Below are 19,014 nucleotides of genomic sequence, written 5' to 3'. Positions count from 1 at the left end.
TTACAACATTTGCAATCGGTTGAAAATGTTGTAATTGTTATTATAAAAGCGTTATCTATTTAAGTCGATAATACTAAACCGGAAGCCACTGGACTGATTTTCTCTTTTTTGATACCTGAACGTGTACATTGAACTAAAAACGTAGCGCAATTTATCGGTAACCCGGCACTAACTATTTTTTCCACCAAAAAAAAGACTAAAATACAGTGCCTGGTAGTTAATGGAATTGCCCCAAAATTCCCAGGTATGGCCTCCCGGCCTTACAGTATAATCATGAGGGACTTTGCGTTCAAGCAGCTTTTCATGCAGCTCCTGGTTAGCCTGGTAAAGGAAATCATCATAACCAACATCAAAAGTAATAGCAAGTGAGTTGGGTTTTAACAGGTAAATGAGGTTTACCACGCTGTTTTGTTCCCACCTGTCGGGGTGTTCGCTGTATTTACCCAATACGCGTTCGATGCCGAAACTATCCGGAAAAGGCCTGATATCAACCGCGCCACTCATGCTCCCGGCAGCACCAAATTTATCTAAATGCTTAAACGCTATATACAACGCGCCATGCCCGCCCATACTCAAACCGGTTATGGCCCTCCCCTTTCGGTCGGTTATGGTTGAATAATGCTTATCAACCCAGTTCACCAGTTCGGTACCTACATAGGTTTCGTATTGCGAATCCTTAATGGTTGGGCTATCAAAATACCAGCCCGCAAAATCGCCGTCGGCACAAACTATGATAAAATGATAAGTATCGGCCAAACCGGCAACAGCAGGGACTTTTTTAATCCAATCGCTGTAATTGCCGCTAAAGCCATGCAGCAGGTATAATACCGGGTACTTTTTGGTGCTTGAATAATCGGCCGGCTTGATCACCACAGCCTTAATGTCTTTGTTCATTATGGCACTGTGGGTCAGCACCGTATCAACCGTTGCAGCGGCAGCTTTCAAACTGCAGACTGCAAAGCCGATAAATAATGGAATAAATAGTAACTTTTTAATATTCATCAGTATATAGTGATTTTATTTTGAGGCGATGATGGTGATGCGATGGTTTTGCGGTTTATTGATAGCATAGATCTGGTTGGTAAGTACATCCATTTCTTTTTGCCAGGCATCGCGCAGGCTTTTGTAGCGGGCACGGGTATAATTATCTTTATTTCCATTAACAAAAATGTCTTTTTTGGCATACTTGCTTATGGTATCCATAGCGGCGTTGGTATCATGGAACAACAAGCCTTTGCCTTTTAAAAAGTCAAACTGCATCCAGGTATACATGCGGATACGCCTTTCAATGTCCCAGCGTTCTTCGTTTAGTTCCCTGATCTGGATAGCCTGCTGATATTGCGGTGTTATAGTGATCTCGGCCAGGTTGATACCTGCGCCCAATTGCTCAGTCGACCAACTCCCCATTTTTTCTCCATCGATAATGACATCATAATTAGCTGTTTTTAACCCTTTAACGGTAAGCAACTCCTGGTTCATTTCTTTGGTAAACGGCACAACCTTAAGCGCATCGGCTTGTTTTTTTCGGTTTCCCCAACCACGCGGAATAGTATCAATGGGATAAGGCAATGAATTTGCGAGGTAATTGAACGATACGGAATCTGCCGAAGAAACCACGTTAGTTACTTTACAATTCACCGCCTTAATGGTCTTTTTACTTTTAGCGTCAACAGCCACATCAGCCACTACTTTATTGCTGAAGCCCTGCGCCTTTAAAAAAAGATAAGCCATCACGAGGTGCCCGTCATTGTCAGGATGCACCCTGTCATTAGGCGTTAAGCTGAAGGTGGAATCTTTGGCTTGCTCACGCAGGTTGATCTCTGTCATGGGATGATAGAAATCAACATAACCCCAGTTATTTCTTTTCGCTGCTGCTTGCTGAAAATCGATCACTTTTGAAAAAGCCGCACTTTTTTTAGGATAGATGTTTTTGGTAGTAAACTTGCTGGTTTCGTCATAAGGCGAACCAAGAATAAAAATTTTACGGATCTCAGGGTGTTGCTTTAGTTTGTTTTCCAGCAGTGTATAGTTATCGTATGAGCCCTGGATCCTTTTATCCATAACATCCTGTGCATCGGGGCGGTACCATTCAAAATAACCGGTATCATTCATGCCCCAGGTAAGGGTTAATACATTTGGTTTTTTGCTGAACACATCATCTTCAAAACGATCGTTGATCTGCCCTACAACATCGCCGCCAATGCCGGCGTTATAGCAGGTTATCCGCATGTTAGGGAAACGGGTCATATAGTACAACCATATGTACGAGTGGTAATGGCCCCCATCCGTAATACTGTTGCCAACAAAAGCCACCCGGTCGCCCGCGCGAAATGGCGCTATGTTTTGGGCAGTTACTGCTCCCCGGGCTGCTATCAGTACTAATAATAAAATCAACTTTTTCATTAACTGTTAATTATAATGTGTTCAGCAAAAAATAAATTCAAACTATAAACCCACCAGGCTGTACGGGATCCTTACTGCTTTTACCTGGTAAAAGTTAGGATCCTGGTTATTATTTACGCAGGTGGTTGTGCTGCAGCTGCCGCCATCACCGTTATAATTAAGGCAATAGGTAACAAGCAACTCGTTATGGCCGTTTAAAAACTCAGCGTGGATGGCCGGGGTATAGTACTTAGCCAAATGGCCCTGGTAAACATCATTAATGGTAAAAACCATTTTGGGCGCAGTGAAAGGCCCCTTAGGACTATCGGCCGTTGAAATATAAATGTTATGGCTCGCCGGATCACAAAAATAGCCCAGGTCCATTTGCATCATTACGTACTTATTGTTCACTTTTGATATGGTCACATTTTGCTGCGTGGTATTGCCCGCACCTACAGATAAAGCTGCCGCCGAAGCGGTTGTACGGGTTGACGACCATGAAGAGCCTGTCCAGAACGACCAGTTAGACGGGTTACTTACCGGGAAGCGGGCCAGGAATACATTGGACGTATTAAAGAAAACGCTTTTGCTTCCGTAAACATATACCGAGTCGTTAGTAGCGTTTTTAACCATCCCGTTTGAAAACCCGGTTTCTGTTTGGCCCGACATACCCGCAGGTGTTAACCGCGCGGCTGTACCCCAGTTAAGTCCGGATGTGTTTTGAGTTAAGTCATACAGCACCTGGTTTTCGGGCGTAGCTCCGTTGGCCGATTCAAATGTGTAAAGATAAACGTGGCTACCGGCCTCAATTCCTGCGCCGGGCCAGCGATAGGTTGAGTTATGATCGCCCGGGCTTTCAATGATCTCCATGCTGTTTACCGGCGAATTATTGGTAGTGATATTTGGCGTAAGGGACTGATCCCAGCTGTGACTGGCCGGCTGCAGCAGGGCCGAATTATGATACTTAAAAAACTGGCAATATAACTGTCCGTTACTTTGAAGCTGTGACGATTCATAGGCATCTTCGGTTATCCAAAGCACTTTTCCGTTGTTGGCGCCATAGGTAAGCGGGATACTTTTTCCCTCATCAAAAGCCACGGTGCCATTGGTACGGTGAAAAAAGTTTACGACATCATCGTCGCGGTAAGCCTCGGCTGTAAGCCCGTTAAGCAGCCAGGTTTGCGCGGTATTGCCGGCAACAAATACTTCCTGGGTAATAGGCGTACCATTAGTGGCAGATGATCCATGATTGGTGACTGCCAGGCCATTCCCCACATTAATAATTTTATAAACACCGGTACTTACTGCCTGAATATACCACTGCTGGGCATTGTTGGTGTTGGCTTTATCCTGCCATAGGCCTGTACCGGGATTCGTGGTGGCCAAGGGTACTTCCAGATATTTACCGCTGGCTACGTTCATGATCTTAAATTTGGTGGTGCTGGTTATAGCGCCGCTACCCTGTTGTACAATTATCCATTTTTGGTTGGGAGCCGTGGCCGTACCACTGCCCGAGTATTGGTTTTGCTGCGCACCGGTGCCATCATTAAGCATACCGCTACTATTAATTTCAATAGCTTTACCGCTTAAAACGTTGGTGATAAAAAAGGTTCCGTATGAGCTTACCGGCGATCCGCTGGTTAGTTGTACGGAATCTGTGCGAACAAAAGGTTTGGGGTACTTAACGGCAGCTTGTTTACTGCATGATGCCAGCAAAGCCATAGCCGTCATGGTACAGGTGAACAGGTTTGTTTTCATAATTTGGTTTGGTTTATAATTTGGTTTGATGTTTGGTCGGTGCAGTAAAATCATTCAATTTATAAAATCGATTTAGCAATTATGTATAAAAAATCCCCGCTCATCTTTCCTTCACTCATGTCCTAAATTATCAGATCCCCCAGTTTTTATTGGGCGTTGCGCCCATACTTAGTTCAAGGGTGCCGCCTGCTGCAATATCCTTATAATCGATATAGCATTTATTATAGGTTTTGCCGTTAAGCTTTGCCGCCTGTATATAAATATTTTTTGCCGAATTATTATTGGCGATGATGGTAAAGGTTTTACCCTTTGCGTATTTAGGATCAAGCTTTAACGTTACTTTATTAAATACCGGACTGGTAATCTCCTGCCTGGTATCGCCGGGACAAACGGGATGCAAGCCACTCGCTGCCAATACATACCAGGCCGACATCTGCCCGACATCTTCGTTGCCTACCAAACCCTCTACGGAGTTTTTATAAGCCCGGCCGCAGATCTCACGAGTCCATTTCTGGGTAAGCCATGGAGCGCCCAACCTGTTATATAAAAATGGAACATGGTGTACGGGCTCGTTGGAGTGATTATAATAATCGTTCCACATCATGTTATCGGGCGTTTTTTCAAAAAGATTATTCAGATCGGCTATTACTTTTTCGCGGCCGCCCATTAGTTTTGCCATACCACCTACATCCTGCGGTACAAACCATCCCTGCTGATAAGGATTACTCTCTACACAGCCATACCACTGTTTAACACGTCCCTCTGCAGGCCACGGAAGCCAGTTGCCGGTACTATCCTTAGGCCGGAACCAACCTTTATCCGCGTCAAAGATGTTTTTAAATGCCTCTCCCCTTTCGCCGTATTTTTTTTCGTCTTGTGTTTTGTTAAGCGCTTTTGCAAGCTGTGTAACGCACCAATCATTATAGGCGTATTCAAGCGTATAGCTTATGCTGCCACCACCCGGAGTGAAACCCTTATCGCCATTGCCAAATTTTTCAACAGTGCTAACCGCTAATTTATAGGCATCTGGTATATTATAATTACGGATGCCTTTGGCATACGCATCGGCCAATACAGCTACAGCCGGGTTGCCAAGCATACATCCGCTGTAAGCATTTAATAACTCCCAGCGCTCCAGGTAATCTTTCTTTTTTTCATTGGCAAGGGTAACCAGCGAATTAACCAGGTCATTAACCAGCGAAGGGTTAATAATAGTTTGTAAAGGCATCTGGCTCCTGAAAACGTCCCATCCGCTAAATATGGTGCGTTTTTTAAATGTTGTAGTATGATGCACCTTGCCATCGCCGCCCATATATTGCCCTGTAACATCGCTTACAATGCGGGGATCGATCATGGTATGGTACAATGCTGTATAAAACACCGTTTTTTGCCCTGTGGTGCCACCCTGGATACTTACTTTTGATAAGGCGTTATTCCACAGGTTAACGGTATGCTGATGAACAGCATCGAAATTCCAGTCTTTTATTTCGGCTTGCAAATTGGATTTGGCACCGGCTATACTCACAAATGAAATACCCGATTTAAGCAATACCTGTTCACCGGCTTTGGTAGCAAATTCGCTATAAAAACCAAGGTGCTTTCCCTGCTTTTCCTTCAATCCTTTAAGGATCTCAGCATTAGCTACGCGTTCCTGGTATTTATCGCCGGTAACGTCGTCCAGCTTACGGCCCCAGTCGCTTGGAATATCGGCACTCCAGATGCCATAGTTTTTAAGCGGCTTGCTGAATTGTGCATAAAAATATACTGTATAATCTGCATGTCCGTCACCATTGCCCCAGCCGCCACCCTCAGGGGTGCATTTCATAAAGCCCTCAATAGTGTGATCATCAACTACTTTTACATATTGCAGCGTTGACGTTCCCCCTACCCTCCGGGCCAGATCAATCTGGATACTCGATTGTTTATTTTGTGAAAAGGTAAAGCGCAACATGCCGCTATGAGGGGCGGCAGTGGCTTCGGCCTTGATATGATTATCAGTTAGCAGAACACTGTAATATCCGACCGATGCTTTTTCAGTGCTTTTATCGTAAGCAGAACGATATCCAACCCCAGTAGTGCCTGGTTTACCGGCACTGGTTTTAATTGGCCCCGCTGTAGGCATTACCAAAAAATTCCCCAGATCGCCATACCAGCCAATGCCACTCATTTGAGTAAAGGCAAAGCCTTCAATACTTTTATGTTCATAGCTATAGCCCGAGCCATTGTCGCCTCCGGTTATGGTGTTTGGGCTTAACTGTACAAGCCCGTAAGGTGAGGCAGCGCCCGGAAACGTTTTACCTAAGCCATGGTAAACCCCTGCTCCATCGGCACTGGTGCTGGCTCCTATAAAAGGATTAACATAGGAAGCCGCATTTTGCGCTTTCAGCACTGTTGCCGGAATAAACAACATACCCGCGGCAAATACGGTTATTAAACATTTTTTTAAGGCTGGTAGTGTAGTTATGTTCATAATAGCGGTACCGGATAGAAAGTTTAGTTTACCGTAAGTTTTTTATGACAGATAAGCCTTCAGAACTAAAATTGACCGGTATTTATTAATTGGTTATTGCACGACCAAATTATATAATAAAATCGATTTAGCAAATTTTTGTTAATTTTATTTTTTAGACTTAGCTGTGTTTAAATTAGCGACTTATTAATTATTCAATAAAATTCATTGCCGTTGACTTTAGTCAACGGAATAATGCAGTAAATTTAAGGGGCTTTAGCCAAAATACCATCTGAATTTGGCTAAAGCCCTCTCCTCATTGGCTATTTTACCGTTGGCTGAAGCCAACGGCAATGAATAAATCACTCTTTAAACAGCTTCTTAGAAATACTTAATGGCTTCCCTTAATATTACAATGCTGTATTACAACCATTTGCTAAACCAATCCAACGTCATTTTAAAATGTTCAGGCGTAGATGTATGGAATAGCTTTGGCGTTACATCGCGCATAATCTTATCGGTTGCCCCTTTCGATCTATATGCCTGTATGGCCGAAGCGTAAGCTATGTTTGCTCCGGGAAGCGGGCAATTGGGATCATTTTCTGTGCCTACAATCAACATGGCACGTGGCGCTATCAATCGCAGCATCGACGGACAGTCGAACTCGCCGGTGATACCGGGTAATAGTTTATCCCATACAGCCTGTACATTATGCTTGTTTAATACCGAATCGCCAAGGTCTTTGGCTGCCTGCAAATGCGCTCCCTGAATAGTACCTGCACGCCCCTGCCATTTATCATTATCTAACGACCATTTGAAACTTTGCACTGCAATATCCAGCACAATTACTTTTATCCGCTTATCTATTGATGCCGCAAGCCATGTTTCCATCCCTCCCATGGATATGCCGCCCATACCGATGCGGTTAGCATCTACATCAGGCCTGCTTGCCAGGTAATCGGTTACCCTCCAAAGATCGAAAGCGGTATCAAACAAAAATGGATGCGTTTGATGGGCTTTGTCCTTATTTTCCCAGGCAGCGGTAGCAGCTGCTACGTATTCCTTCGAGCCATGAGCGCCTCCGGCAATGCGTTCACCATGAAAGCGGGCATCAATGGCTACGCCCATGATCCCTCTTTTAACCAATTGGTACAACATCTTTTTGCTGTCTTCCTTTTTACCACCTGTACCATGTAAAAAAATTACAGCGGGATATGGCTTGGTCCCGGTAACCGGCTTATAAATAAGAATAGGCACCAGCTCATTCTTTTCGCTATAAATAAAACCGTGTTCTATAATAACTGAATCTGTATGAGTGATAGTAAAAGATGGATTTAACGGAACACGTGGTCTTTCCAGCAGTTTTTTAAAATCAGCGGCAACGTTATCAACTGGAGGATAATTTATTTGCTGCGCAAATGAAAGCAAAGAGCATACCAATAATGTAATACAGGCACAAAGCACCCTGATCTTAAACAACATAACATGATTGATTTACCTGTACAATGTATAAAATATGAGGCTTGATAAATGTAACAATACTGACATGCAATGTGAGAATATTGAAGTGTATAGGCCAGTACAGGAAGTGGGGACTTGGTAAAAAGAATAATAGTTTTGTTGAGTACATTTTCCTACTCCTAAACTAAGGGCAGAGTAAAAAGTACAAAAGCTGAATGTTTCCATCCAGCTTTTGTAAAACTACCATTAACGGTAACTTTCCTGAGCACGTTAATTTTCTTCGGTATATTTCTTAAAGTTGTTAAGTATCGCCTGCCAGCCATTTTTTTGCATTTCAAGGGGATTTTGATCTTCAGGGTCGAAAGCTACCTCAACTTCAGTTTGATTGTCATTGGCTTTGAAGGCAACAGAGGCCTGCCTGCCGTTTGGCATAGTATAGGTAAACTTTTCGCCATCAACAATTTCGTCATAAGTAGCTTCAAAGTCAAAACCAAAGCTTCCATCTTTCGCTTCCATTCTTGCCGAGTATTTTCCGCCTACCCGCATATCATTTGATACAGAAGGACATTGCCACGAAGGATCGGCAAAGTTCCATTTTGTAATGTGTTCGGGATTGGTGTAATAATCCCAAGCTTTTTTAGCATCTGCATTTACCATAGCGGTAACGGTGATCTTGTTGCTCATTTTTTACTTTTTTAAGGTTAATAATAATTGGTCGAGCTTTTCAAGGGTTGCCATCATTCCCTGTTCCATACCCATCTGGATAACCGTTTCCAAATCTGAAAGCGATTTGTAAGTTACAATGGTTTCTACCAAAGCGTTTTCTCCTTTATCGGTGAAATTTACAAGCCACTCCGCACGGGGAAGATCCCTATTTATTTCACCTTCTGCGTTACAAAAAGCATCCAATGATGTATAGTAATCAATAGGTTTGATTTTAAGATAGTCTGTCCAGCCCCAATATTCTGTGCCGTTAGGCTCCACCATGGCATAGTGCCAGTGGCCACCTTCGCTAAAGTCCATTGATTTGGTTTTGGTGGTTAGGGGCGCGGGCGCAAACCATTGATCGAGCAATTCGCTTTTAGTATAACAGTCCCAAACCAATGGTCTGTCGGCTAAAAACTCACGTCTGATGGTCAGCGTATTTTTTACTTTGTCGGCAATAAAATCGAAGTGCAAATTATTTTTCATTTTTGTTGTTTTTTTAAGGTTGCTAAAAGGTTATCGAGTTGCAGGAACCGGGTCTCCCATATTTTCCGGAATTGCTCCAGCCATTTGTCTATTTCTTTCATTTTGTCAATCTCCAATAGATAGTAAATCTCCCGGCCCCGGTGCTCCGGTTTCACCAGTTCACATTCGGTTAAAACCCGCAAATGCTTTGAAATTGCCTGTCGGGTAGTATCAAAATGTTCGGCAATGGCATTGGGTGTCATTGCCTGCAATGCTATTAAAGCGATAATGGCTCTGCGGGTAGGATCGGCAACAGCCTGAAAAATGTCTCTTCTCATTGAAGTGCTATTTAAGAACCGGTTAATAAGACCGCCGGTTCATTTAAAACTTATTTCCTGATCATGGGCAGGTATTTTTCCCAATTGTCAATAATTACCCAAAGAACAATTGCGATCAATACTAATACGATAGGTAAACCTGATGGCGCCATACTAATATTAGCCAATAAAATACCGGTTAAAAGAGGTACAAGTACTACAGCACCAAGCGCCTTGGTTCTTGGGATAATCAATAATAAACCACCAAGGATTTCCATGGCACCAACCAGCGGCATGAGCCAGCCGATTTGCATAAAGGCCTGCCCCGCTTTCACCATTTTTTCGGGCATTTCTTTAGGCATGGGCATGTAATGAAAAAATTTGTCACAACCGGCGTTGATAAACATTAGCCCGGTTAACAGGCATAAAACAAATAGGATTTTAGTTTTCATGGTTTGGTTTATTTAAATAAGAAACTGATTGGTTGCAAATATATGCGCAACTAATTGGTTTCGCAAATTTATTTTGATTTTTTTGGTTATAAACACAAAACCCCGATGTCTGCGATATCGGGGCTTCTAATTATCCAATCTTATAACTGTTATCCCAGTTGCAGATCTTTTTGCTGTACAGCGCCTGGTTGCCCAGGTGCACACTAATGGCGGTGCGGGCTCCTGTAAATACATTACTATCCGGTAGCTCATTATGCTGTATTTTCTGATAAAAATCATTGAATGCATACCAGGTACCGTCTTTCGTGGCCTCGGGCAGAATAGGTGTGCCTCCTTCTTTATTCCATACAATGCGTGTTGCACCGGTTACGCCGTCTACTGTCCCTTTTTCTTTCAATAGTTTTTTCTCAGGGTAAAACATGCCCTGGTCGGTTAGCAGGGATACAGTACCCAGGGTACCTTTAATCTTGAAAAGATACCCGTCATGCGCATTGCCGCACATCGCGCCGAAATTACCGATCAGGCCCAGGTCCGGGTAACGTAACATCAGTTGTACGTTATCATAGGTCTCCCGGCCATCTTTAAACACATCTATCCCGCCGGTAGCAAAAAATTCCTGCGGATGGGTATCAAAAACCCAGTTAATAAAATCAATCTGGTGCGAAAGCAGTTCGGCCGCCAGTCCGCCCGAATATTCTTTGTACATGCGCCAGTTGATGGCCCGTTCCAGTGAAGGATCAGGCACCGGGCGGCGCCAGTTGCCATTGCGGTCCCAGCGGCAATCCACTTGCGTCACTTTGCCCAGGTAGCCTTTATTGATCATATCTTTAACCCGGTAATATAAAGGCGAATAGCGGTACTGGTGACCAACCTGCAGCACCTGGTTGCTGCGCCCATGCATCAGGCTCACAAGTTCAAGCGCCTGATCAATGGTATAGGTCATCGTTTTTTCCAGGTATAAATGCTTGCCCGAGCGGATAACATCAGCAGCCACAGCGTAGTGCAGGTACAGCGGAACAGCAACGATGATCGCCTCCACCTGCTTATCATCAATTAATTTACGGTAATCCGTATATATTTTTACTGAACCAGGCTTAACCAGCTTTTGTGCTGCTGTCAGCCTAAAATCGAGCACATCGCACAAGGCAGTAATGCGGAACTGATCGGGCATTCCGTTAAGGATATTCATAATCCCGGTACCACGGTCGCCACAGCCTACCACTGCAATTTTAACGAGATCGGCCCCGGGCTGTATTGCGCTCAGGTTTTGGTTTAGCAATAGTCCGCCTGTTAGCAGGCCTGTATTTTTCAAAAAAGTTCTTCTCTCCATTTATCCAGTTTTATTGTTGATATCCTTTAAAGTAAGCAGTAACCGTATCTGCTATACGGCCATCCGGCTTCCGGTATACAATATAAGCACCCAGATCCTTCCGGTTTTTCAGGAAGCTCAACGTGCGTTTTAATCCCATCGTCATAAACCCGTTATCATAACCATCCGCTGTTATTGCATCTTTTGCATAAACGGTAACACTGATCATTTCGTTTTGTATTGGGTAACCTGTTAACGGATCCATCAGGTGCGAAACCTGTTTGCCGCCTGCTTCATGATGTTTGCGGTAATTGCCGGATGTAGTAATGGCGCCATCTCCCGGTTCGATCACTTTACGCATCGGGGCCGGGTTCAGGTCATCACCACTGATGCCTTCAATGCCTACCTTAAACGGCTCGTTGCCGGGTTTATGGCCTTTAATGCGTAATTCGCCACCCAATTCGATGAGATAGTTATGAATGGAATGCTGTTCCAATAACGAAGCCAGCAGATCGACAGAATAGCCCTGCGCGATGCCGTTGAGATCCAGTTGTACTTCCGGCTGGGTCTTGTGTAAAAAAGTACCTTTCAAACTGATTTTATCCGCTCCTACATGATGAAGGAGGTTTTGCACTTCTTTCCGATCAGGGTCATGTGCCGATTTAATTACACCAAATCCCCAGGCATCAACCAAAGGTTTCACTGTGGGATCAACCAGCCCCCCGGTTGCGTGGCTGATCTGCAGCGCACGGGTGATCAGCACACGAAAAATTTCATCTATACGGATACCTTTTGCAGAACGGTTGAACTGACAGATAAGCGAATTAGGCTGATATAGGGACACCGACTGATCAAAACGCTTTAACAGGCTATCCGTTTGCGCTGTATTCACCAGGCTGTCGGGCGCATAATACACGATACTATATGTGGTACCTTGTGCATACCCCTTCAGCTCGAAGCGGCGGAGCGGCTCCTGCTGTACGAAAGCACAGCATATCAAAATAAAGACGCAAGGATACGCCAGTAAGGTCGTTTTCATAGTCAGATAGCCAAATGTAAGCATTCAGCCGCTTTTTCATCTCATTGCGTGAAATAAGCTTGATGATCATCTGCGGGCTACCGGAAGATCAATCCCCCGTGCTAAAATTCGTAACCAAAACGATAAATGAACTCCTAAAGGCCGGTGGTTAAAGCGGCTTTAAGTGGTTTAATACGCAATGAGCTGATTTAAAATTTGATTAACACCTTTCCAAAAGGCTTTTCCTCTATTAAATAACGCTGGGCTTCCGGTGCATCGGCGGCATCAAACACTTTTGCTACCGTTGGTTTTACAGAGCCGTTAGCAAGTAATGGTAATAGCTGGTTCCATACATATTGCTGTTGCTCGGCTGTAAACCAGCCCGAAAGGCTTTGCCCCCGCATTTGAAGGCCCTTCCACACAAAATCAGTAATGTTTGCTGTAAACTGTGCCCCTGCAGAATACCCAATGTTTACGATGATGCCATTTCTGGCCAGGGCCTTAATAGCGTTGCCGGTTAAATTACCACCAACACTATCAATAACGATGTCAACCCCTTTTCCACCGGTAATACGCATAACGCCTTCGTTAATACTTTCATTTTCCAAATTAATTACATTTTCAAAACCTGCTAATTCCGCAGCTTTTGCTTTTGAGGCCGATCCTGCTGTTGTTATTACCAATGATGCACCATGTGCCTTAGCCAGCTGCACGCCCGCATTGCCAACTGCGCCACCCACTGCCAGAGAAAGCACAGTTTTGCCCGGTGCAAAATCCGCTTTATTTAAACAGGCCTGAGCAGAAAAAAAACCTACAAAAACTGAAGCAGCCTCCTGGTCTGATAGGTTTGCCGGTGTTTTAATTAATTCTTCAGGATATAAAGCGAGATGACTTTGCCATGCTCCGTCAGATGCGATGCCCCTTATGGCACCCGCCGGGGTAAAGGCCGATATAATAACTCGTGTTCCGTTGGGGAACTGATTGTTACCTTTTACAACAATCCCTGCGGCCTCGTTGCCTAAAATCATAGGCAGCCTTTGAGCTTGTGGGATAAGCCCGGCCCTGATTGTATTATCTACCGGGTTAATTGCTGCGAAATTAACTTTTACTAATAATTGTCCCTGCAGTAAATCGGGTGCGGGGAGTTCTATAAGCTTTAAATTTTCATAAGCCCCGTGTTGCGTAAATTGAATTGCTTTCATTGTACTAAGTTTTAAAATTAACATCCAAGAAGAGACCAAAAGGTCTCAACAATATCAAAAAAATTTATTCCAAGAAGCTCAGGACTTCGCTCCTGAGCATGTCAGTAACCATTTTCATTTGGCCTTTATTAGAAAACACCCGGCTGGTAAGTATCGTGCCTTCCAATAAATTAAACATATATATACCAAATTCATGTGGGTCAATATGCTTTTTAAATTCACCTGTTTGTATACCCTCTGAAATTATTCGGGCAAATCTATCCTGTATTGATTTGATGCCAAGTGCAACGCGATCCCTGATAATGTGATCGGTATCGTCAGTTTCCACGCCAAAATTTAATAATGGGCATCCGCCGTTTTCTGCAAGCGCTAAACGGTCCTGATAAAGATCAAGCACTGCAAATAATTTGTCCTTTGCATTGGTTTGGCTTTTAATCTTGTCATCGATCGCATTAATCAGTCTTTTCGAAAGGAAATTAAAAGCTTCCATCACAATTGCCTCTTTATTTTCAAATTGCCGGTATATGCCTCCTTTCGCCAGTTTTGTAGCTTCCATAATATCGCTGACAGAAGTGCCGGCAATACCTTTTTTGTTAAATATCATTGCGGCTTCCTCAATTATACGTTGCCGGGTGCTTTCTCCTTTTTTCATGACAATACAAATATAGAGACCCTTCGGTCTCAATAAAATTTATTAATGAAAAAATTTCGCTTATGTTATTTCAATGACTTTGCATGCCGCTAATTGGTGAACTCTTTTTTTTGCAAGCTGTTTTTGAAATTTCTAAGCCGTTTTCAATTAAACCATCATCGATGCAACAAAAGGGTAATGGTTGTTTTAATCTTCGCACTGTTTGAATAGCCCGCGTATAAGGAAAGCAAATTTAGCATCAGAGGCTCATTTTTTCTACACCCCGGCCAATAATAAGCTGTATTTCGTTCTACCTGATCATCAAATTAAAACGGCTGGCTATGAACAATCAATACCAGCTATTTGGAATGGTAACCTATTTTCTTTAATTAATCGACTAATAGTTTAGCATTTAAATACAATGTCATTATTTCATCTCTGTTCAATATTCGGCCGAATACTTTTATATTAGTTAAAAACGCTGAAGCTGAAAGATGGCCGCAACTGCTGCCTATTGTTTTTAGCGGACAAACGAATTGCTTTTCGACTGACTCTGTTTCTTTGCCATCGATGTACAAAGTACAGGTGTTATGCCCGCCGGTCAAGGTTATCTGCGTCCATTTATTTACAGGGACAATGCTATTAAATACCTGCCGGTAAAAATCTTCACCCTCACCTGCGTACTCTTTATAGCCAACAGTCCGGGCGATACCTAAACCGGTCTTGCCTGATTTTTTATCTTTAAGGTTCAGGAAAATTGTTCCGTAGGGCGATTCGAACAGTACCGTCGTTGTATCGCGGGTATCTGTTTTTTTAACCCGGAAGCTCAGTGTCCAGGGTTGTTCTAACTCGTCGGCTGGTAAGTTTAGCCGAACAAAATCATGCCCATCAAGCGCCAATACAGATTTTGACTCATAACCGATTAACGGTTTTATTAGGTGTTTATTTACAGCGTCGGGTAAAGTATTTTCTATGAAATCGACGTCAATGATTGGATCACTGTTTTTGTAAGCATCCAGTAGCCTTGTATCATTTACTTGTGGTACGTTTTTCAGGTCATCAACTCTCTTTGTAAATTCATCAAAAGTGGGTAACATTTTATTGCCCCATAGTTTTTCGGCCATTACGGGTAAAGCTACCGCAACCTCGTCTGCCGTTTCATGATAGGTAAAACCCATTGGCCCAAGATCATTCCATACATGCAGCTTCGCCCCTAACAAATAAGGTTCGCCCGGGTTTAGCTGCTGGTTTGGCCCGAAATCATTCGGTGCCCATTTTTCATACAAAAACTTATTATCTACGCCATAGTAATTTGTACCCGGAACAATATACAGCCACCCGTCAGTTGATTGTACCACCTGGTGACCCGCTTTAATCTCCTCCTTCGCATTATTACCCAACCACATATCAATCATTATATTGCTATCAATAGGGGTAAATCCCGGCATTTCGTTGTATCCGGACCATATCATTACTTTTTTCCCTTTAGCACCTATGTATCTGTTGAAATGATTGATATAGTTACAAAAGCCTGCTGCAAAAGTCTTACGGTCTTCTATCGTAGTAGCCTTTTTAAATCTGTATTCGTCAGTTCCGATATGGAAATACGGCGATGGAAATAACGGCACAAATTCATCGAAGATCTTTTCCATCATGGCGGTGGTTTTGGGATTTAATACATCCAGTTGCCCGTCCTGCAACTTTTCATTTTTCAGCTCGGGGGCAATATCCAAAATACTCATGGCATGGGCGGGCGCATCAATTTCAGGGATAATATTTATGCCACGATCTGCGGCGTATTGTATCAATTCCCTGATTTCCTGCTGTGTGTAAAATCCATCTGTTGCCGTTAGCTGCGGATATGTTTTACTTTGGATCCTGAAAGCCGCGTAATGCTGGCCGTGAAAAGCCTGATCGTTTAAATGCAATTGTAATTGGTTCATTTTATACCAGCTCATGCGGCATATGTAATCTTTCAGCTGCGATACCGGGAAAAATTTGCGCCCAACATCCAGCATAAATCCCCTAAAAGGGTAAGCAGGGATATCTGAAATAATATAACAAGGAATACTTTGCTTATCGGCACTCTGTTCAATTAACTGTAACAAAGTCCGGGTAGCATAAAAAACACCGACCCCATCCATTGCCTTTATAATGATCTTATCCGGTTTGATTTCCAGGTGATAAGATTCCCTTTGGACTTGAGTTAAGTGACGCTGAGGTTTGATTTTTATGACAATATTATTCTTCCCTCCTTTTGCCTTTAACCCGGATAGTTGCTCCTTGCCTTGCAACGCAGCCAGGTCTTCAAGGAATATCGCAACGGTTTTTCGCGTTGGAACAGATGGCTTAAACTTAAATAGCGTAGCAGCGCTGATAATAAAACTACCGTTACCTGCCTGCCACTGATGAACCGCCGGTATGATATTCGGCGCAATATTATTCACCTGGGCGTACAGGCCCGATTGTATTAAAACAAAGAACGTGATGTACGTGATTAATTTTTTTGTTGAGATCATTCAAATGAATTTCGATGTGGTTGTAAATAACAATTGAAAAAACTGGAGGGTAATTTTGTTGCTTCTCCGGTGGTTTTAACCATATCCGTAGCCATTTATTCAATAGTAAACCATGTATAACTCCCGGGCGCTATGTTGAAGGTTAGCGTGATCTCATATTTCCTGTCAACAGGATACTTTTTAGCTATCCCTCCCTTTTCCCTAAGCAGGGCCGAACTTGTTAAACCTGTGTAGTATAGGGGTACCTTAATGGTTCTTGTAATCGCAACTTTAAGCGGGTTGTAAAGCATGATCATTCCTTTTGTACCCAGTTTCGGATTCACGTGCAGCAAACCATCCCAATCTCTGCCATCGGCCCGGCGAAGATGAATAATCTCAGAATTTAGGATACTGCGATATTTTTTATACCAATCAATGACACTTACTACCATCTTCCGGGTAGCTTCGGTGTCGTACAATCTTGGTCCGCGGTAACAGGCCTGAACTCCCGCCCCGTAATATTGCACCATCAATTGTTCATAATCTTTCAAATGATCCGAAAGCGGTTCCAGCACGGCTTCGGGGCCACCACCCTGATACCGGGTAAGCGGCACAAACCCCCAGCCCATGGCAGGGGTCTTTTCCCAGGTACCATCAAAAATATTCTGTCGGTTCAGGATCATTTGCTGATCACGCGGCAAAGAAAAGTTAACTTCGCGGTAGCCTAAGGCAATTTTATTGGTGCCATCCAGAAAATACCAGTCGGGAGCGTTTACATAAACACCGTGCTCATTGCACCAATGATATAAACCTTTTTGCAGTTCCATTTGCTGCCATTGGCTATCATCCAGGTTTTTATGGCCGGGGTGTGTAGTTGAAGCACAAACATCGCCGGGATAAGGGCCGTCATTTTCAAAAATGTCGAACCCGGTTTTACTGATAAAATATTTTAACTTATCCAGATAAGCCAGGCCCCATTTGCTGCCCAAACAAGGGGCATTACCAAAGAAAGCAGCGGCATCCGGCTTTTTTGTTACCGGATCGATCACATCATCTTCATCGCTGATCCGCCTCGAACTAAATAAAGAATAGCCCCCTATCAGGATGTGTTTACTATGCGCGTAATCAGACAGTGTTTTCCAGCGTTGTATGTTGACAGCCGAACTGTCTTCCATATTGCAATGGCTTCCAAAGCTGAGGATCAGGGCTTCATACCCTGTCGCCGCGCATTGGTCTATAGCCTTTTTTACGTCTTCATCATTATGGCTTACGAGGTGCATAAAGATGGGATTTTCGGTTGTCCATGGCGCTATAGTGCTGTACATTTTCCTGATAGCCAATCCCCGCCTTTCACGGTCATAACTATCCATCAGTAACTCATAAGTGCGAACGGAATTAAAAACCTGCCCCTTTCCCAACGCTATACCAGTAGCCTTTTCCGGGTATACCTCCAACAAACACGGGGTTTGATAATTATAATTTACCTGTGATGTATAACTACTATCGGCTTTCCAATGGGTAGTTTGGTCGCTGATATCATATCGCATAGAATTATTAAAGGCATAATTTGTCTCCAAATAGAGGCCGTGCTGTTTTTCCATTTGCGCCGGCGAACCAACTACGGCACTTTCCTCCTCTACCGTTGCAAGCACCTCATTGATTACTCTATTTAACATTATAGCTTTATTTCCTTTATTCTCAACCGAAAGCCATTTTACAATAAGAGGAATGTTATTATACAGTTCATAATGTACAGTAACAAGCAGATCTTTTAAACCATCAACATTTGATTTATAGGTAAATGACAGCATTTTACCGGAGCCAGGTGCGGTATTAAGCGCCCATCCCCGCGGTTTCCAACGGATGTAAGGAGGAATATTCGTTACCGAAAACGATTGAAATTGAAAATCATTTTCATTGCCTTTGAATCCGCCAACCCATTCGGGCAGCAGATAAGCATTCTCCTTTTGCCCGTAAAGGCCCCCGATATTATATTCTCTGCCATCAACGGTTAACTTTGCTTCGGGCTTTACAGCCCTCAGCAATTGCTGGCCGTTGCTCATATTGCTGTAATCAATACAAGCCACATTTTGCTGAATCCGGAAGGTCCTTTTTACCAAACCATTGCTCAAAATAATGTTTTTACCATCAGCATAAACATCGGCTTTTTGCTGAACAGGGCTTACCAGCCAATCCTGAGAAAGGATCGGCCTGTCATTTTCCTTCCAGGCGGGTAATTTATAATTCGCTTCTTGTGAACTGGCGATGTTGATGATGCCCCAAAAAGCAATCGTCGAAAAAAACAGCTTTCTTTTCATTTATTTCTTTTCAATTTGTTCCATATTTTAAAAGCAATACTATACGGAT

The 19,014-nt window shown here is 43.3% G+C and carries 15 protein-coding genes; all 15 read right to left on the bottom strand.

The window, feature by feature from the left end:
- Positions 1 to 168: 168 nt before the first annotated feature.
- The 15 genes from J3L18_RS06725 to J3L18_RS06655 all read right to left on the bottom strand — a co-directional run bounded on the left by J3L18_RS06725 (position 169) and on the right by J3L18_RS06655 (position 18,965).
- Complete coding sequence (locus tag J3L18_RS06725) at positions 169 to 1,002, bottom strand: alpha/beta hydrolase (RefSeq protein ID WP_091162742.1); 834 nt, start codon at positions 1,000 to 1,002, stop codon at positions 169 to 171.
- Positions 1,003 to 1,017: 15 nt separating this feature from the next.
- The gene (locus J3L18_RS06720) at positions 1,018 to 2,403 is read right to left on the bottom strand and encodes an SGNH/GDSL hydrolase family protein (RefSeq protein WP_091162741.1); all 1,386 of its coding nucleotides are present in this window, start codon (positions 2,401 to 2,403) and stop codon (positions 1,018 to 1,020) included.
- A gap of 42 nt (positions 2,404 to 2,445) precedes the next feature.
- The gene (locus J3L18_RS06715) at positions 2,446 to 4,140 is read right to left on the bottom strand and encodes an RICIN domain-containing protein (RefSeq protein WP_189549389.1); all 1,695 of its coding nucleotides are present in this window, start codon (positions 4,138 to 4,140) and stop codon (positions 2,446 to 2,448) included.
- A 130-nt stretch (positions 4,141 to 4,270) separates the two neighbouring features.
- Positions 4,271 to 6,610 carry a GH92 family glycosyl hydrolase gene (locus tag J3L18_RS06710; protein ID WP_223266248.1) on the bottom strand — a complete coding sequence of 780 codons (2,340 nt, stop codon included), beginning with the start codon at positions 6,608 to 6,610 and terminating at the stop codon, positions 4,271 to 4,273.
- A 402-nt stretch (positions 6,611 to 7,012) separates the two neighbouring features.
- A complete protein-coding gene (locus tag J3L18_RS06705; protein WP_129570899.1) occupies positions 7,013 to 8,071 on the bottom strand; it encodes an alpha/beta hydrolase in 1,059 nt (352 codons plus the stop codon).
- Positions 8,072 to 8,320: 249 nt separating this feature from the next.
- The gene (locus tag J3L18_RS06700) at positions 8,321 to 8,734 is read right to left on the bottom strand and encodes an SRPBCC family protein (protein WP_129570898.1); all 414 of its coding nucleotides are present in this window, start codon (positions 8,732 to 8,734) and stop codon (positions 8,321 to 8,323) included.
- A gap of 3 nt (positions 8,735 to 8,737) precedes the next feature.
- The gene (locus J3L18_RS06695; RefSeq protein WP_129570897.1) at positions 8,738 to 9,241 is read right to left on the bottom strand and encodes an SRPBCC family protein; all 504 of its coding nucleotides are present in this window, start codon (positions 9,239 to 9,241) and stop codon (positions 8,738 to 8,740) included.
- Positions 9,238 to 9,558 carry an ArsR/SmtB family transcription factor gene (locus J3L18_RS06690; protein ID WP_091162735.1) on the bottom strand — a complete coding sequence of 107 codons (321 nt, stop codon included), beginning with the start codon at positions 9,556 to 9,558 and terminating at the stop codon, positions 9,238 to 9,240. The genes J3L18_RS06695 and J3L18_RS06690 overlap by 4 nt, the downstream gene beginning before the upstream one ends.
- A 50-nt stretch (positions 9,559 to 9,608) precedes the next feature.
- Entirely contained in the window at positions 9,609 to 9,989 is a 381-nt protein-coding gene (locus tag J3L18_RS06685; RefSeq protein ID WP_129570896.1) for a MauE/DoxX family redox-associated membrane protein, read from the bottom strand.
- Between the two features lie 130 nt (positions 9,990 to 10,119).
- Complete coding sequence (locus J3L18_RS06680; RefSeq protein ID WP_091162733.1) at positions 10,120 to 11,319, bottom strand: Gfo/Idh/MocA family protein; 1,200 nt, start codon at positions 11,317 to 11,319, stop codon at positions 10,120 to 10,122.
- 10 nt (positions 11,320 to 11,329) lie between these two features.
- Positions 11,330 to 12,337: an FAD:protein FMN transferase gene (locus tag J3L18_RS06675; protein ID WP_129570895.1), complete on the bottom strand. Its 1,008-nt coding sequence runs from the start codon at positions 12,335 to 12,337 to the stop codon at positions 11,330 to 11,332.
- 188 nt (positions 12,338 to 12,525) lie between these two features.
- Complete coding sequence (locus J3L18_RS06670) at positions 12,526 to 13,518, bottom strand: quinone oxidoreductase family protein (RefSeq protein WP_189549387.1); 993 nt, start codon at positions 13,516 to 13,518, stop codon at positions 12,526 to 12,528.
- A gap of 64 nt (positions 13,519 to 13,582) precedes the next feature.
- Positions 13,583 to 14,170 (bottom strand): TetR/AcrR family transcriptional regulator, encoded by a 588-nt coding sequence (locus J3L18_RS06665; RefSeq protein WP_129570893.1) that lies wholly within the window; start codon positions 14,168 to 14,170, stop codon positions 13,583 to 13,585.
- Positions 14,171 to 14,538: 368 nt separating this feature from the next.
- The gene (locus J3L18_RS06660; RefSeq protein WP_129570892.1) at positions 14,539 to 16,668 is read right to left on the bottom strand and encodes a beta-N-acetylhexosaminidase; all 2,130 of its coding nucleotides are present in this window, start codon (positions 16,666 to 16,668) and stop codon (positions 14,539 to 14,541) included.
- Positions 16,669 to 16,763: 95 nt separating this feature from the next.
- A complete protein-coding gene (locus tag J3L18_RS06655) occupies positions 16,764 to 18,965 on the bottom strand; it encodes an alpha-galactosidase (protein ID WP_208102493.1) in 2,202 nt (733 codons plus the stop codon).
- Between the last annotated feature and the right edge of the window lie 49 nt (positions 18,966 to 19,014).

It is taken from the genome of Mucilaginibacter gossypii (assembly GCF_017569325.2).
GTDB lineage: Bacteria > Bacteroidota > Bacteroidia > Sphingobacteriales > Sphingobacteriaceae > Mucilaginibacter > Mucilaginibacter gossypii.
The sequence above is the reverse complement of the archived record's forward strand: the minus strand, read 5'-3'. Positions and strand labels throughout refer to the sequence as shown.

Excerpts from the sequence above, each read along its gene's own strand:
- J3L18_RS06690 (WP_091162735.1), bottom strand. The coding sequence starts at position 9,558 with ATGAGAAGAGACATTTTTCAGGCTGTTGCCGATCCTACCCGCAGAGCC.
- J3L18_RS06710 (WP_223266248.1), bottom strand. The coding sequence starts at position 6,610 with ATGAACATAACTACACTACCAGCCTTAAAAAAATGTTTAATAACCGTA.
- J3L18_RS06715 (WP_189549389.1), bottom strand. The coding sequence starts at position 4,140 with ATGAAAACAAACCTGTTCACCTGTACCATGACGGCTATGGCTTTGCTG.
- J3L18_RS06685 (WP_129570896.1), bottom strand. The coding sequence starts at position 9,989 with ATGAAAACTAAAATCCTATTTGTTTTATGCCTGTTAACCGGGCTAATG.
- J3L18_RS06700 (WP_129570898.1), bottom strand. The coding sequence starts at position 8,734 with ATGAGCAACAAGATCACCGTTACCGCTATGGTAAATGCAGATGCTAAA.
- J3L18_RS06655 (WP_208102493.1), bottom strand. The coding sequence starts at position 18,965 with ATGAAAAGAAAGCTGTTTTTTTCGACGATTGCTTTTTGGGGCATCATC.
- J3L18_RS06720 (WP_091162741.1), bottom strand. The coding sequence starts at position 2,403 with ATGAAAAAGTTGATTTTATTATTAGTACTGATAGCAGCCCGGGGAGCA.
- J3L18_RS06680 (WP_091162733.1), bottom strand. The coding sequence starts at position 11,319 with ATGGAGAGAAGAACTTTTTTGAAAAATACAGGCCTGCTAACAGGCGGA.
- J3L18_RS06660 (WP_129570892.1), bottom strand. The coding sequence starts at position 16,668 with ATGATCTCAACAAAAAAATTAATCACGTACATCACGTTCTTTGTTTTA.
- J3L18_RS06665 (WP_129570893.1), bottom strand. The coding sequence starts at position 14,170 with ATGAAAAAAGGAGAAAGCACCCGGCAACGTATAATTGAGGAAGCCGCA.
- J3L18_RS06705 (WP_129570899.1), bottom strand. The coding sequence starts at position 8,071 with ATGTTGTTTAAGATCAGGGTGCTTTGTGCCTGTATTACATTATTGGTA.
- J3L18_RS06695 (WP_129570897.1), bottom strand. The coding sequence starts at position 9,241 with ATGAAAAATAATTTGCACTTCGATTTTATTGCCGACAAAGTAAAAAAT.
- J3L18_RS06725 (WP_091162742.1), bottom strand. The coding sequence starts at position 1,002 with ATGAATATTAAAAAGTTACTATTTATTCCATTATTTATCGGCTTTGCA.
- J3L18_RS06670 (WP_189549387.1), bottom strand. The coding sequence starts at position 13,518 with ATGAAAGCAATTCAATTTACGCAACACGGGGCTTATGAAAATTTAAAG.
- J3L18_RS06675 (WP_129570895.1), bottom strand. The coding sequence starts at position 12,337 with ATGAAAACGACCTTACTGGCGTATCCTTGCGTCTTTATTTTGATATGC.